The following is a 14,878-nucleotide window of genomic DNA, read 5'->3' on the forward strand; positions in this document are numbered from 1 at the left end:
GGGTGACGGCCCGGCCCGCGGACCGGGCCCGTCAGGGGGCCCGGCGGTGAGGTCCCCGGTGCAGCCGGAGCAGCCGGGAGGAGCGCCGGGGCACCTCGCGCCACGTGCCGAGGCCCGCCACGGGGCCGGCCTCGATCCAGGCGGAGAGCCCGGCGCACGCATCGGAGTCCATGTCCAGGTCGATCGGTGACGGCCCGCCATCCACGCGCACCACCACCGATCCGTCCTGGCGGCCGGGCCCCGAGCGCCGCAGGTGCAGCAGGTGCCGCGCCGCCCGCCACCGGGGCCGCGGGTCGACCGACCAGACGCTCATGAGGTCCAGGCCGGCCTCGTCGTAGCGGCCGATGACCCGGGCCCCGCGGCCGGACCGGCCAGCCGGGCGGACCCGGGCCGAGAACGTCCCGGGTGTCCGCACCAGCGTCCGCCAGCGCCACCCCACCATGAAGGCGACGACCAGCACCGCGGCTGCCACCGCGGCGACCAGGGCCGACCAGCCGGGACTCACCTCAGGCTGCGCCCTGTCCGGCGGAGGCGGGGTCCAGCGTCGCGGCGCCGGCCACGATCACCACGCGGTCGTTGTCCACGGAGAAGAACCCGCCCTCGGCGTGGGCCGTGACGGTCTGGCCGTTGGCCTGCTGGACGACGACGTCGCCGTCGCCCAGCACCGCGAGCAGCGGCGTGTGCCCGGGCAGGATGCCGATCTCGCCGTCGATGGTCCGCGCGCTGACGGCCTGTGCCGGACCGGACCACACGAAGTGGTCCTCCGCCACGATCTCCACCTCGAGCTCGTGCCTGTCCGCCATGGTCAGTTCTCCGACTGGATCTTGGCCCAGTTGCGCTCGACGTCGTCGAGGCCGCCGACGTTGTAGAACGCCTGCTCGGCCACGTGGTCCAGGTCACCGTTGGCGATGGCGTTGAAGCCCTCGATGGTGTCCTTGATCGGCACGGTCGAGCCCTCCACGCCGGTGAACTGCTTGGCGGTGTAGGTGTTCTGGGACAGGAACTGCTCGATGCGGCGGGCGCGGGAGACGACGATCTTGTCCTCCTCCGAGAGCTCGTCGACGCCGAGGATCGCGATGATGTCCTGCAGCTCCTTGTTCTTCTGCAGGATCTGCTTGACGCGGGTCGCGGCGTCGTAGTGCTCCTGGCCCACGTACTGCGGGTCGAGGATGCGCGAGGTCGAGGCCAGCGGGTCCACGGCCGGGTACAGGCCACGGGAGGCCAGCGAACGGGTCAGGTTCGTGGTGGCGTCCAGGTGGGCGAACACGTTGGCCGGGGCCGGGTCGGTGTAGTCGTCCGCGGGGACGTACACGGCCTGCATCGAGGTGATGGAGTGGCCGCGCGTGGAGGTGATGCGCTCCTGCAGCACGCCCATCTCGTCGGCCAGGTTCGGCTGGTAGCCCACGGCGGAGGGCATGCGGCCCAGCAGCGTGGAGACCTCGGAACCGGCCTGGGAGAAGCGGAAGATGTTGTCGATGAACAGGAGCACGTCCTGGTTCATCTCGTCGCGGAAGTACTCGGCCATGGTCAGGCCGGTCAGGGCGACGCGCAGTCGCGTTCCCGGCGGCTCGTCCATCTGGCCGAACACGAGCGCGGTGTCCTTCAGGACGTCCGCCTCGTCCATCTCGACCCACAGGTCGTTGCCCTCACGCGTGCGCTCACCGACGCCGGCGAACACCGAGGTGCCGCCGAAGTTGCGGGCCACACGGGTGATCATCTCCTGGATGAGCACGGTCTTGCCCACGCCGGCGCCGCCGAACAGGCCGATCTTGCCGCCCTTGATGTACGGGGTGAGCAGGTCGATCACCTTGATGCCGGTCTCCAGCATCTCGGTGGAGCCCTCGAGGGCGGCGAAGTTCGGGGCCGGGCGGTGGATCGGCCAGCGCTCGGTGACCTGCAGCTCCGAGGTCGGCACGTCCAGGGACTCGCCGAGCACGTTGAAGATGTGGCCCTTGACGACCTCGCCGACCGGCACGGAGATCGGGGCGCCGGTGTCGGTGACGGAGGCGCCGCGGACCAGGCCGTCGGTGGACTGCAGGGAGATGGCGCGGACCAGGTTGTCGCCCAGGTGCTGCGCGGTCTCGAAGGTGATGGTGCGGGTCTGGCCGTTGACGGTCAGCTCGGCGGTCAGGGCGTTGTACACGGCCGGCATGGCGTCCGCGGGGAACTCGGCGTCGATCACCGGACCGATCACGCGGGCGATGCGACCGATGGCGCCGCCGGTGGCGGTACCGGTGCCCTGTTCGTTCGTGGTGGCAGTCATCTCTCTCACTTCTTTGGTGTGGATGGCGGGTGCAGTGTTGCGGGGCGGTGCGGCGTCAGGACGCGCTGAGCGCGTCGGCACCGGCGATGAGCTCGGTGAGCTCCTGCGTGATCTCGGCCTGGCGGGCGTTGTTCATCTTCAGGGTGTACTCCCGGACGAGCTCCTTGGCGTTGTCGCCGGCCGCCTTCATCGCGCGCTGGCGGTTGGCCAGCTCGGACGCCGCGGACTGGAGCATCGAGGAGAAGATCCGCGACTCGATGTACTTCGGCAGCAGCGCGTCGAGGACCTCCTCGGGAGCCGGCTCGTACTCGTACAGCGGGTACAGCTCGGTGTCCTCGGAGACCTCCTCCTCCACCACCTGGAGGGGCAGCAGCCGGACGACGGTCGGGACCTGGGTCACGAGCGACTGGAACTCGGTGTAGACGACGTGGATCTCGTCCACGCCGCCGGCCTCGGTGTCCTGCAGGAACGACTCGACGAGGATCTCGCCGATCTCGCGGGCGCGGGCGAACTTCGGGCTGTCGGTGTCGCCGGCCCAGAACTGCTTGTACTCGCGGTTCCGGAAGTCGAAGTACCCCTGCGCCTTGCGGCCCACGAGGTAGATGTCCGTCTCCTTGCCCTCCGCGTGCAGCTTCTCCAGCAGCTCCTCGGCGTGCCGCAGCACGTTCGCCGAGTACGCGCCGGCCATGCCGCGGTCGGAGGAGAGGACCAGCACGGCCGAGCGCTTCGGGTCCTCGACCTCGGAGGTGAGCACGTGCTCGATGTCCTGCTGCGACGACACGGCGGACACGGCGCGGGTGATCGCGTTGGCGTACGGCAGCGACGCGGCTACGCGCTCACGCGCCTTGCCGATGCGGGACGTGGCGATCAGCTCCATCGCCTTGAAGATCTTCTGCATCGACTGCGTCGAGGCGATCTTCTGGCGGTAGACCCGGATCTGGGCTCCCATGGTTGTCCTTTCCTTCGCTCCCGAGCACCGGTGCCCGCCGCGGGGGCGGGCACCGGTGCTCGGCGGCGGTCAGCGCTTCTGCTTGACGATCTTTTCCTGGGTGACCGCGTCGGCGGCCAGCGGATCGTGCTCCTCGTGCCCGGCGGCCACGAGCTTGTTGTCGCCCTCGCCGAAGAAGCCCTTCTTGAAGGCCTCCACCTCGGCCTTCAGCGTCTCCAGGGCCGAGTCCTCGAGCTTGCCGGTCTCCCGGATCGAGCCGAGCACCAGGTCCTTGTGGCGCAGGTGGTCCAGGAACTCGCGCTCGAAGCGCAGCACGTCCTCGACCGGCACCTCGTCCAGGTGGCCGTTCGCGCCGGTCCAGATGGACACGACCTGCTCCTCGACCGGGTACGGCGAGTACTGCGGCTGCTTGAGCAGCTCGGTCAGGCGCTCACCGCGCTGCAGCTGGCGGCGGGTGGCCGGGTCCAGGTCCGAGGCGAACATGGCGAACGCCTGCTGGTCGCGGTACTGGGCCAGGTCCAGCTTCAGGGTGCCGGAGACCTTCTTCATCGCCTTGATCTGCGCGGCACCGCCCACGCGGGACACCGAGATGCCCACGTCCACGGCGGGACGCTGGTTGGCGTTGAACAGGTCCGACTGCAGGAAGATCTGGCCGTCGGTGATGGAGATGACGTTGGTCGGGATGTACGCCGAGACGTCGTTGGCCTTGGTCTCCACGATCGGCAGGCCGGTCATCGAGCCGCCGCCGAGCTCGTCGGAGAGCTTGGCGCAACGCTCCAGCAGGCGGGAGTGCAGGTAGAAGACGTCGCCCGGGTAGGCCTCGCGTCCCGGCGGGCGGCGCAGCAGCAGCGAGACCGCACGGTAGGCCTCGGCCTGCTTGGACAGGTCGTCGAAGATGATCAGCACGTGCTTGCCGCCGTACATCCAGTGCTGGCCGATGGCCGAGCCGGCGTAGGGGGCGAGGTACTTGAAGCCGGCCGGGTCGGAGGCCGGGGACGCCACGATCGTGGTGTACTCCAGGGCGCCGTGCTCCTCCAGGGTGTGGCGGACCGCGGCGATGGTGGAGGCCTTCTGGCCCACGGCGACGTAGATGCAGCGGACCTGCTTCGACGGGTCGCCGGACTCCCAGTTGGCCTTCTGGTTCAGGATCGTGTCGATGCCGATCGCGGTCTTGCCGGTCTGGCGGTCACCGATGATCAGCTGGCGCTGGCCGCGGCCGATCGGGATCATGGCGTCGATCGACTTCATGCCGGTCTGCAGCGGCTCGTCCACGGACTTGCGCTGCGTCACGCCCGGGGCCTGGAGCTCCATGGCGCGGCGGCCCTCGGCCTCGATGGGGCCGAGGTCGTCGATCGGGGCGCCCAGCGGGTCCACGACGCGGCCCAGGAACTTGTCGCCCACCGGGACGGAGAGGACCTCGCCGGTGCGCTGCACCTCCTGGCCCTCCTCGATGCCCTGGAAGTCGCCGAGCACGACGACGCCGATCTCGCGGGTGTCCAGGTTCTGGGCCAGGCCCAGGGTGCCGTCCTCGAAGCGAAGCAGCTCGTTGGCCATGGCGGAGGGCAGGCCCTCCACCCGGGCGATGCCGTCCGCGGCGGAGACGACGTGGCCGACCTCCACACGCTCGGTGCCGGCGGGTTCGTACGATGCCGCGAACTCATTCAGGGCATTGCGAACATCATCAGCGTTGATGGTCAAGTCGGCCATCTGCATTCCCTGCTCTCTCAGTTGGTGATCATCGAGATGCCGATGACCGAAGGTGTCTGTTTCGTGGTTCGCCGGCCTCAGCCGGCCAGCTTCCGCTGGAGGTCGTGGAGACGGGACTGGACGGAGGAGTCGACGACGTCGTCCCCCACCTGGACCCGGATGCCGCCGACCAGCTCGGGATCGACCGCCACGTCCAGCCTCAGGTCACGGCCGAAGAGGCGACGCAGCCCGGCCGCGAGACGCTCGTGCTGCCCGGCCGCGAGGGGACGGGCCACGGTGACCTCCGCGATCCACTGCCGCTGGCGCTCGGCCACGGCGTCCACGAAGTCCCGGACCAGGTCCACGGGCTTCAGCCCCCGCGGGTGCTCCACGGCCTGGCGCACCAGCAGGCGGGCCTCCGGGGAGGCACCGCCCAGCAGTCGCTCGGCCAGGGTGCCCCGCGACGCCGTCGGCGCCTGCGGATCCGTCAGTGCACGCTGCAGGTCGTGGGATTCCCCGACGGCGCGGTTGAAGGCCAGCAGCTGGTCGGCGAGCCGGCCCAGTCCGTCCAGTCCCTCGCGCTCGGCGGAGGCGGCCACCGCGGTGGTGGCCAGTTGCTCGAGGGCGTCGCCGAAGTCCCGGTCACGGGTCCAGCGGCGGGCCGCCAGGTCCGCGAGGACCGTGGTGGCGCCCTCCGAGACGCGGCCGCCGAACAGCGACCGCACCACGCCGACGCGCCGCTCGACCGTCCACGAGGGATCGGTCATGGCGCGGCGCAGCGGCGCGTTGTCGTCGACGGTCCGCAGGGCCGTGAACAGCTCTGCCGCCAGCGGCAGGCCGCCGGAGGTCAGGACGGGGTCCAGGTCCCGGCGGGCGGCCGTCAGTGAGTCGGAAGAAGTGCCGGCCATTACTCAGCAGCACCTGCGCTGGTGGCGGTCCGGCCGGTGGCCTCGCTGCGCTCCAGGTCCTCGAGGAACCGGTCCACGACGCGCTGGGCGCGGGCGTCGTCCTCGAGGGACTCCCCCACGATGCGGCTGGCCAGGGTGGTGGCCAGGCTGCCGACGTCGGTGCGCAGCGAGGCCTCGGCCTGCACGCGCTCCGCGGCGATCTGCGCCTGGGCCTGCTCGGCGATGCGGGCAGCCTCCGTGGACGCCTTCTCCCGGGCGTCCGCCAGGATCTGGGCGGCCTCGGCGCGGGCCTCCTCGCGGATGCGGTTGGCCTCGACGTAGCCGTCCTGCTGCTGCTGCTCGTAGCTGGCCTTGAGGGCATTGGCCTCGGCCTGTGCCTTCTCGGCCTTCTCGAGGCCGCCCTCGATCGCGTCGACACGGTCCTGGTACGCCTTCTCCAGGGCCGGGGCGATGTACTTCACTACGAGGAACATCAGCACGGCGAAGCCGACGGCGGTGACCAGCACCTCCCACCAGTTCGGAAGCAGCGGATTGGCGCTGTGCCCCTCCTCGGCTGCGACGAGGATCAGTTCAGACCTGATCATGGTTCAACCATCCTTTGGTGATGTTTCCTGTCATGGGCGGCCGGCGGAGCGGCCTGCAGATGGCAGGAGGGGTCAGACGCCGACGACGAAGGCGAAGACCAGACCCAGGATGGCGAGGGCCTCGGCCAGGGCGAAGCCGAGCAGGGCGATCGGCTGCAGGATGCGCTGGGCCTCCGGCTGGCGGGCGACGCCGTTGATGTAGGCGGCGAAGATCAGGCCCACGCCGATCGCGGAGCCGATGGCGGCCAGGCCGTAGCCGATCATGTTCAGAGAACCGTGCAGTTCCATTGTGTTCCTTTCAAGATGCCAGTCGGCAGGTTGTGCGGGTATCCCCGGCGTGGTCCCGGCGGTTGCCGGCACCGGGAAGTGCTGCGGTGGCGGACGGTGCCCGCCGATCCGTTCCCGTGGCCCGTCCGGCGCTCGGCCGGCCGGTCACGGTCCCGGAAGGTCAGTGGTCGTTGGCGGCCAGGGCCCCTTGGATGTAGATCGCGGTCAGCAAGGTGAAGACGAACGCCTGCAGGAACATGATCAGCAGCTCGAGGAAGTACATGGCCACGGAGCCGAGGATCACCAGCACGCCGGTGCCCTGCAGGGCCAGGTTGCCGGTCTCGGTGATGAGGAAGGCCGCGCCGGAGCCGGCGAGCATCACGATCATGTGGCCCGAGAGCATGGTGGCCATCAGACGCAGCGAGTGGGTCAGCGGCCGCACGATGAAGTTGGAGATGATCTCCAGCGGCACGAGCAGCGGCAGGATCCAGCCGGGGACCCCGGTCGGCACCACGGCGAGCTTGAAGTACTTCGGACCGTGGTGCTTGACGCCCACGCCGATCCAGATGATGTAGACGATGAGCGCCAGCGCGTAGGCGGAGCCGGCGTGCGAGAAGCTCGGCAGCTGCAGGAACGGGATGGCGCCGAAGAAGTTGTTCAGCAGCACGAAGAAGAAGATGCCGAACAGCAGCGGCACCCAGGCCTTGAACTCCCTCTCGCCGATGATGTCCCGGCCGATGCCGTTGCGCACGAAGGCGTAGCCGGACTCGGCGAGCCACTGGACCTTCCCGGGGACCAGGCCCGGCTTGCGCATGGCCATCATGAAGAAGGCCGAGATGAGGATCACCGAGAGGATGATCATCAGCATCTGCTTGCCGAAGCCCGTGCCGTACTCGGCCATCCAGGGCAGGATGTCCGGCAGGTGGGTCTGGTCGATCGTGGGCGGAGCGAATCCACCCTGATCGGTGGAGCTGGCGAGCACGATCGGTAGCACGCTGATCCTCTCTGCAGTGTCCGTCAGCGGAACGCGGACGTGGGCGTTCCCTCCACGCGGACAGGGCGGCGACATGGCTGCGCCCCGGCCGTCGTTATTGATCGTTGATGAGCCTACCAAACCGGGCAGGGTCCTCCTGACCAAAAACCCCCCATTCGGCACGGTTTCCGGGGGTCATGGCGATTTATTTCTACGACGTGTCGAAATCCGGGCGAGTTCGGCGGCCGGCGGGCCCTCAGTCGTCGTACACCTGGCGCCGCGTGCGGGCGAAGACGAGCACCTCGGTGGCCTGCCACGCGACGATGGCCAGCAGCGCCCCCACCCCCGCACCGAGGGTGTCCAGCCAGCCCGGGGCGGGCACCACGGTGAGCAGCACGGCCATCAGGACGATCTTCACCACGAAGCCGAACATGGCGATGAAGATGGCCTGGTCCCGCCAGCGGTCCCAGGACCACGCCGTGAGCGCCAGGGTCATGGCGGACAGCAGCACGACGACGGCCCCGGCCAGTCCCAGCGAGGCGGCGGCGGCGCCGCCGGCCAGCGGCCAGGCGGCGCCCGCCGCCACCGCCACGAGGGGCACGCAGACGGCCAGGCACGCGGCGAGGATCCCCCACCACCCCCGGGTGTTCACGCGGCGCGGGCGTCGTCTGGTCGGCATGGTGCTCACGGGCTCCCCCTTCTGGAACGGTGGACCCAGGGATGCAGGGTCAGGTAGCCGGCACCCAGCAGCAGCGCGGCCATGACCGGCAGCACGAGCCGCCAGTCCAGGAAGTTCAGGGACACCACGCCGTAGGCGATGAGGAACGTCCACAGGTACAGCAGCAGCACGGCCTGGCGGTGCGTGTAGCCGCCGTCCACGAGCTTGTGGTGCAGGTGGCCGCGGTCGGCGGAGAACGGGCTGGCCCCCCGCGCCGTGCGGCGCACCACGGCCAGCGCCAGGTCGGCCAGCGGCAGGGCCATCACGGCGATCGGCAGCAGCACCGGCATGTAGGCCGGCACGTTGCGGAAGCGGAAGCCCGCCAGGGCGCCGAGGTCCGCGGTCACCGCGATCGCGGCGGTGGCCATCAGCAGGCCGATGACCATGGCGCCGACCTCCCCCATGAAGATCCGCGCCGGGTTCAGGTTGTGCGGCAGGAAGCCCAGGCACGAGCCCACCAGCACCGCCATCAGCAGGGTGGCGAGGTTGGAGTAGTCGAACTGGTTGATGGTGCGCGTCAGCAGGTAGGAGTAGATGAAGAAGGCCGAGCCGCCGATCACCGCGACGCCCGCGGCCAGCCCGTCCAGCCCGTCCACGAAGTTGATGGCATTCATGGTCAGCACGAGGATGAACACGGTCAGGCCCAGCTGGAGGGGCTCGCTGCCGACCGGGATCCAGCCGACGGGCATGGCCTCTACGCGCACCCCGTGCAGCGCCACGAGTCCCGCGGCCGCGACCTGTCCGGAGAGCTTGAGGGACCAGTGCAGGTCCCACAGGTCGTCGGCGACCCCCATGACGAGCACCACGGCCAGGGCGAGCAGCACGCCGCGCACCGGGACCGGGTCCGTGAAGATGCCGCCGAGGAAGGGCACCATGGCGCCCACCCCGAGCGCGGCCAGGACGCCGGCCAGCATCGCCACGCCGCCGAGCTTGGGCACCGGCTGCCGGTGCACGTCCCGCTGGCGGCGGGGGGTGTAGACGCGCCCCCGCAGCGCCAGCACGCGGACCGCCGGCGTGAGGGCGAAGCTCACGAGGGCGGACAGCACGAGCAGCAGCAGGTAGGCCCTCATCGACCGGCGGGGGCCCCGCCCGGCGTGTCCCCGGGCCCGGCGTCGGCTCCGGCACCGTCATGCGGACCGGTCGCGGGCGCGGCGTCGGCGGGGGCGACCTCGGCGGGCTCGGCGTCGGCGGGGGCGACCTCGGCGGGCTCGGCGGCGGCGGGCGCGGCCGGGCCGGTCCCGGCACCGGCGGCATCCGCGGATCCCGCGCCGTCGAGCGGCACGAGGTCGGGCACCACGGCCGCGAGCTCGGCGTGCGGCAGGGCGCCCTGGCGCACCACGCGGAAGGGGGTGACGGTGCAGTCCACGATCGTGGACGGGGCCGAGAGGTCCCGGTCGCCGTCGTCGAGGTACACGGCCACCGACTCGCCGAGCATCTCCCGGGCCGCGGCGGCCGACGTCGCGGCCGGGAGCCCCGTGCGGTTGGCGCTGGAGACGGCCATGGGCCCCACCTCGCGGAGCAGTTCGCGGGCGACCTGGTCGTCCGGGACCCGCAGCGCCACCGTCCCCCGGGTCTCGCCGAGGTCCCAGGCCAGGGAGGGCTGGGCGGGGAGGATCAGGGTGAGGGCACCGGGCCAGAAGGCCTCGGCCAGGGCGCGCGCCCCGTCCGGGACGTCGGCCGCGAGGCCGTCCATCACCTGCGGCGCGCCGATCAGCACGGGCGGGGGCATGTTCCGGCCGCGGCCCTTCGCGGCCAGCAGCACCGCCACGGCCTGGGGGGAGAAGGCGTCGGCGCCGATCCCGTACACGGTGTCGGTCGGCAGGACGACGCACTCCTGGCGGCCCAGTGCCGCGCGGGCGGCCTCGATGGCCTCGTCGAGTCCGGCGTCCGTGGTGCAGTCGATGAGGGTGCTCACGGGTCCATTCTCCCACCGACCGCGTCCGGGGCCGGTCCCGCGCCCGGCGCGGCGGCCGGTCCGGCCCCCGGTCCGGCGGCCGAGTCGTGGACCGAGCCGGTGACCGAGCCGGTGACCGAGCCCTGGGGCCGCGGGGCCGGGAGGTCCGTGCGGACGGCCTCCGTGAACCGTGGCCGGTCGTTGAGGTCGCGGTGGGAGCGCACCGCCGTGAAGAGCCCGTCGCGCTCCAGCAGACCGGCCACCGCGGCGGCCTGCGTGTCGTCGTGCTCCATCACGAACACCCCGCCGGGGCGCAGCAGCCGGGCCGCCGCGGCGGCCACGACGGCCGGCATCCGCAGCCCGTCCGCTCCCCCGCCGTACAGCGCCATCGCGGGATCGCGCCGCGCCTCGGGCTGGAGCGGGACGCGGCCGTCCGGGACGTAGGGCGGGTTGGAGACCACGACGTCGACCGACCCGTCGAGCGGGGCCAGGGCCGTGGCGGCGTCCGCCACGTGCAGCTCGACCCCGCGGGGCCCCAGGTTCGCGGCGGCCCAGCGGGCCGCCTCGGGGTCCGCCTCGACGGCGTGCAGCCGGGCACCGGGGACCTCCTCGGCCAGCGCGGCGGCGATCGCCCCGGAGCCGGTGCACAGGTCCACGCCGAGGGCGCCGGGGCCGGCGGCCGCGAGGGCCTCGACGGCGCGGCCGGCCACGAGCTCGGTCTCGGGCCGGGGCAGGAAGACCCCGGGTCCCACGGAGAGCTCCACGGTGCGGAACGCGGCACTGCCGGTGAGGTACTGCAGCGGGGTCCGGGTGGACCGGGAGATGGCCAGGCGGCGCAGGTCGACGGCCTGCACGGCCGTCAGCTCCCGGCCGGCGACGGCCCACGCGGCCACCCGCCCCCGCGGGGCGCCCAGCACGTGGGCGGCCAGCAGCTCGGCCTCGGCGCGCGGGGACTCCACCCCCGCGGCGGCCAGCAGCTCGGTGGCCGAGCGCAGGAGGGCGCCCAGGTCCAGGTCGTCCACCGGCCGTGCCCGCCCCGCCGGGTGGGGCGCCCGGACCGGTCCGGTACCGGCCGGCCTCGCGGGCACGGTGCCCGTCCGGATCGTCACCGCTCCCCCGTCCCGCCCCGGCCCTGCTGGCCGTGCTGTCCCAGCGCCTCGAGGCGGTGCCGCTCGTCCAGGTCGATGCAGGACTGCAGCACCGGGCCGAGGTCGCCGTCGAGGACGGCGTCGAGGTTGTATGCCTTGTACCCGGTCCGGTGGTCCGCGATCCGGTTCTCGGGGTAGTTGTAGGTGCGGATCCGCTCCGAGCGGTCCATGGTGCGCACCTGGGAGGCGCGCGTGGCCGCGTTCTCGGCGTCGAGCTGCTCCTGCTGGTGGGCGAGCAGCCGGGAGCGGAGCACGCGCATCCCGGCCTCGCGGTTCTGGATCTGGGACTTCTCGTTCTGCATCGACACCACGATCCCCGTGGGCAGGTGGGTGATGCGCACCGCGGAGTCGGTGGTGTTGACGGACTGCCCGCCGGGACCGGAGGAGCGGAAGACGTCGATCTTGAGGTCGTTCGGGGAGATCTCGATCTCCTCGGGGGCGTCCACCTCGGGGAAGACGAGCACGCCCGCCGCGGAGGTGTGGATGCGCCCCTGGGACTCGGTCACCGGCACGCGCTGGACGCGGTGCACGCCGCCCTCGAACTTCAGGTGGGCGTACACGCCCTCGGCCGGGTCCGTGGACGAGCCCTTGATGGCCACCTGGACGTCCTTGTAGCCGCCGAGGTCGGACTCCGTGGCGGAGAGGACCTCCGTGCGCCACCCCTTGGACTCCGCGAAGCGCGTGTACATCCGCAGCAGGTCACCGGCGAACAGCGCGGCCTCCTCGCCGCCCTCCCCGCCCTTGATCTCCAGGATCGCGTCCCGCGCGTCCGAGGGGTCGCGCGGGATCAGCAGCCGGCGCAGCCGCTCGGTGGCGCGTTCGGCGGCCTCCTGGAGACCGGGCACCTCCGCGGCGAACTCCGCGTCGTCCTCGGCCAGCTCGCGCGCGTCGGCCAGGTCGTCCTCGGCCTGCCGCCACGCCCGGTGCGCCGCGACGATGCCGTTGAGCTCGGCGAAGCGGCGGCCGAGCCGCCGGGACAGCGCCTGGTCCTGGTGCACGGCCGGGTCCGCGAGGCGTTCGGTGAGCTCGCGGTGCTCGTCCAGCAGGTCCTGCACGGACTCGAACATGGTTCTTCCTTCGGTCGGTGGTCCGGGGAGTGGTCCGGGGAGTGGTCCGGTCGGTCGCCCGGCGGTCCGGACGGGGGCCTGCGCCCCGGCGCCGCCGCGCCGGGCGGGAACGACTCGGCCCCCGGCCCGCCGCGTGCATGCGGTGGACCGGGGGCCGGCGTCGGCGCTACTTCTCGCCCTTGGGCCCCAGGGTCGTCTTGGAGACGAGCATGAGGAACTCGGCGTTGGACTGGGTGTCCCGGATCTTGTTGGTCAGGATCTCCAGCGCCTGCTGCGTGTCCAGGCCGGACAGCACCCGGCGCAGCTTCCACATGATCTTGATCTCCTCCGGGGAGAGCAGGTTCTCCTCGCGGCGCGTGCCGGAGGCGTTGACGTCCACGGCGGGGAAGATGCGCTTGTCCGCCAGCTGGCGGGACAGCCGCAGCTCCATGTTGCCGGTGCCCTTGAACTCCTCGAAGATCACCTCGTCCATCTTGGAGCCGGTCTCCACCAGGGCGGTGGCGAGGATCGTCAGCGAGCCGCCGTTCTCGATGTTGCGGGCGGCGCCGAAGAAGCGCTTGGGCGGGTACAGGGCCGAGGAGTCCACGCCGCCGGACAGGATGCGCCCGGAGGCCGGGGCGGCCAGGTTGTAGGCGCGGCCCAGTCGGGTCATGGAGTCCAGCAGCACCACGACGTCGCGGCCCATCTCCACGAGGCGCTTGGCGCGCTCGATGGCGAGCTCGGCCACCGTGGTGTGGTCGTCGGCGGGGCGGTCGAAGGTCGAGGCGATGACCTCGCCCTTGACCGAGCGCTGCATGTCCGTGACCTCCTCCGGACGCTCGTCCACCAGCACCATCATGAGGTGCACCTCGGGGTTGTTGGTGGTGATGGCGTTGGCGATGGACTGCAGGATCATCGTCTTGCCGGCCTTCGGCGGGGAGACGATGAGGCCGCGCTGGCCCTTGCCGATCGGCGCCACGAGGTCGATCACGCGCGGGCCGACCAGCTTGGGATCGGTCTCCAGGCGCAGGCGCTCCTGCGGGTACAGCGGCACGAGCTTGCTGAACTCCACGCGCTTGGGGTTCTCGTCCGCGGCCTGGCCGTTGACCGAGGTCAGGCGGACGAGCGCGTTGAACTTCTGGCGGTTGCTCCCGCCGGAGCCGCCCGAGGAGTTCTCGCCGTCGCGCGGGGCGCGGATGGCGCCCGTGACGGCGTCGCCCTTGCGCAGGCCGTACTTCTTGACCATGGACAGCGAGACGTAGACGTCGTTGGAGCCCGGCAGGTAGCCGGAGGTCCGCACGAAGGCGTAGTTGTCCAGCACGTCGAGGATGCCGGCCACGGGCAGCAGCACGTCGTCCTCGGTCACCTCGGTGTCGTCCACCTCCGGGCCGCCGCGGCCGCGGCGGTTGCGGTTGCGGTCGTTGCGGTTGCGGTTGCGGCGGTTGCGGCGGCCGGTGCCGTCGTCGTCCCCGTCGTTGCGGCCGCCGCGGCCGTCCCGGCCACCGCGGCCGGAGGACTGCTCCTGCTGGCCGCCGTCGCGGTCGCCGCGCTCGGCACGGTCGCCGCGCTCACCGCGGCCGCCCTCGCGGCCGTCCTTGGCGTCGCGGCCGTTGTCCCGGCCACCGCGCTCGGAACGGCGCCCGCGGCCGGAGGACTGCTCCTGCTCGCCCTCCTCGCGGGAGTCCCGCGAGTCCCGGCCGCCCTCGCGCGGCTCGCGGGAGTCGCGGCCCTCGCCGCGGCCCCCGCGCTCGGAGCGGCCGCCACGGCCGGACTGCTGGGCCTGGTCCTCGGAACCGGCCGGGGCCTGCTGCGCGGGGCCCTCGCCCTCGGCGGGGGCGGCGACCGCGGTCCCGGCCGCGCCGGCCTCGGCGGAGGCGCCGGCCGGGGACTCGGCGCGGCGGGAGCGGGACCGGCGGGCCGGGCGCTCGGGGGCCCGGCCGGCGTCGGCGGAGTCACCGGAGGTCTCGGCGGACGGCGCGGCGCCCGCGGTCTCGGCGGCGGGAGCGGCGGAGCGCCGGCCGTTGCGGGCGGGGGCGCCGGCCTCGCTGCCGGCGGCCTCCTGGGACGCGTCCCCGGTGGCGGGCTGGGCGGCCTTGCGGTCCGCCACGGAGCCGCCGCGCTGGTGGCTGGAGATGGCGGCCACGAGGTCGGACTTGCGCATCCGGGATCCCCCGGTGATGCCGAGCTGCGAGGCCAGGGCCTGCAGCTGGGCCAGCTTCAGGCCGGCCAGGCCGCCGCCGGCGGCGGGGGCCTGGGGGGAAGTGCCCTCGGATGCCGTGGGCAGTTCAGTGGTTTCGGTCACGAAGGTTCCTTCTCCCTCGTCAGGCGGGACCCGGCTGGAGGGGTCCCGCTACGTGTGCCCCGGCCGCCCGTAGGCCCCGACGTGCATCGGGGCGCATGGACTGGAGACCGGGATTCAGGTCCGCCGGCCATGATGATGGT

The 14,878-nt window shown here is 72.3% G+C and carries 15 protein-coding genes; all 15 read right to left on the minus strand.

Features of this window, described 5'->3' with window-relative positions; genetic code table 11:
• Positions 1-31: 31 nt before the first annotated feature.
• The 15 genes from E7744_RS16505 to rho all read right to left on the minus strand — a co-directional run bounded on the left by E7744_RS16505 (position 32) and on the right by rho (position 14,738).
• The gene (locus tag E7744_RS16505; protein ID WP_137773944.1) at positions 32-505 is read right to left on the minus strand and encodes a DUF2550 family protein; all 474 of its coding nucleotides are present in this window, start codon (positions 503-505) and stop codon (positions 32-34) included.
• A 1-nt stretch (position 506) separates the two neighbouring features.
• A complete protein-coding gene (locus E7744_RS09765) occupies positions 507-803 on the minus strand; it encodes a F0F1 ATP synthase subunit epsilon (RefSeq protein ID WP_137773945.1) in 297 nt (98 codons plus the stop codon).
• Positions 804-805: 2 nt separating this feature from the next.
• Positions 806-2,263, minus strand: a complete 1,458-nt coding sequence (gene atpD, locus E7744_RS09770; RefSeq protein ID WP_137773946.1) for a F0F1 ATP synthase subunit beta — start codon at positions 2,261-2,263, stop codon at positions 806-808.
• Between the two features lie 55 nt (positions 2,264-2,318).
• Entirely contained in the window at positions 2,319-3,212 is an 894-nt protein-coding gene (locus E7744_RS09775; RefSeq protein ID WP_137773947.1) for a F0F1 ATP synthase subunit gamma, read from the minus strand.
• 69 nt (positions 3,213-3,281) lie between these two features.
• Positions 3,282-4,919, minus strand: coding sequence for a F0F1 ATP synthase subunit alpha (gene atpA / locus E7744_RS09780; protein ID WP_137773948.1), 1,638 nt, complete (start codon positions 4,917-4,919; stop codon positions 3,282-3,284).
• A gap of 77 nt (positions 4,920-4,996) precedes the next feature.
• Positions 4,997-5,806, minus strand: a complete 810-nt coding sequence (locus tag E7744_RS09785; protein ID WP_137773949.1) for a F0F1 ATP synthase subunit delta — start codon at positions 5,804-5,806, stop codon at positions 4,997-4,999.
• Positions 5,806-6,390, minus strand: coding sequence for a F0F1 ATP synthase subunit B (locus E7744_RS09790; protein WP_137773950.1), 585 nt, complete (start codon positions 6,388-6,390; stop codon positions 5,806-5,808). Before E7744_RS09790 ends, E7744_RS09785 begins: the two co-directional genes overlap by 1 nt.
• A 72-nt stretch (positions 6,391-6,462) precedes the next feature.
• Positions 6,463-6,678: an ATP synthase F0 subunit C gene (locus tag E7744_RS09795; protein ID WP_137773951.1), complete on the minus strand. Its 216-nt coding sequence runs from the start codon at positions 6,676-6,678 to the stop codon at positions 6,463-6,465.
• A 160-nt stretch (positions 6,679-6,838) separates the two neighbouring features.
• Positions 6,839-7,651, minus strand: coding sequence for a F0F1 ATP synthase subunit A (atpB, locus tag E7744_RS09800; RefSeq protein ID WP_137773952.1), 813 nt, complete (start codon positions 7,649-7,651; stop codon positions 6,839-6,841).
• A gap of 235 nt (positions 7,652-7,886) precedes the next feature.
• Positions 7,887-8,309: a hypothetical protein gene (locus tag E7744_RS09805; RefSeq protein ID WP_137774976.1), complete on the minus strand. Its 423-nt coding sequence runs from the start codon at positions 8,307-8,309 to the stop codon at positions 7,887-7,889.
• Positions 8,310-8,314: 5 nt separating this feature from the next.
• Positions 8,315-9,418: an MraY family glycosyltransferase gene (locus E7744_RS09810; RefSeq protein ID WP_137773953.1), complete on the minus strand. Its 1,104-nt coding sequence runs from the start codon at positions 9,416-9,418 to the stop codon at positions 8,315-8,317.
• Positions 9,415-10,263: an L-threonylcarbamoyladenylate synthase gene (locus tag E7744_RS09815; protein ID WP_137773954.1), complete on the minus strand. Its 849-nt coding sequence runs from the start codon at positions 10,261-10,263 to the stop codon at positions 9,415-9,417. Before E7744_RS09815 ends, E7744_RS09810 begins: the two co-directional genes overlap by 4 nt.
• The gene (prmC, locus tag E7744_RS09820) at positions 10,260-11,351 is read right to left on the minus strand and encodes a peptide chain release factor N(5)-glutamine methyltransferase (RefSeq protein ID WP_246858392.1); all 1,092 of its coding nucleotides are present in this window, start codon (positions 11,349-11,351) and stop codon (positions 10,260-10,262) included. Before prmC ends, E7744_RS09815 begins: the two co-directional genes overlap by 4 nt.
• Positions 11,348-12,457, minus strand: coding sequence for a peptide chain release factor 1 (gene prfA / locus E7744_RS09825; protein ID WP_137773955.1), 1,110 nt, complete (start codon positions 12,455-12,457; stop codon positions 11,348-11,350). The genes prmC and prfA overlap by 4 nt, the downstream gene beginning before the upstream one ends.
• A 166-nt stretch (positions 12,458-12,623) precedes the next feature.
• On the minus strand, positions 12,624-14,738 hold the full coding sequence (gene rho, locus E7744_RS09830) for a transcription termination factor Rho (RefSeq protein ID WP_137773956.1): 2,115 nt from the start codon (positions 14,736-14,738) through the stop codon (positions 12,624-12,626).
• Positions 14,739-14,878 lie beyond the last annotated feature (140 nt).

This window comes from Citricoccus sp. SGAir0253 (genome assembly GCF_005877055.1).
Lineage (GTDB): Bacteria > Actinomycetota > Actinomycetes > Actinomycetales > Micrococcaceae > Citricoccus.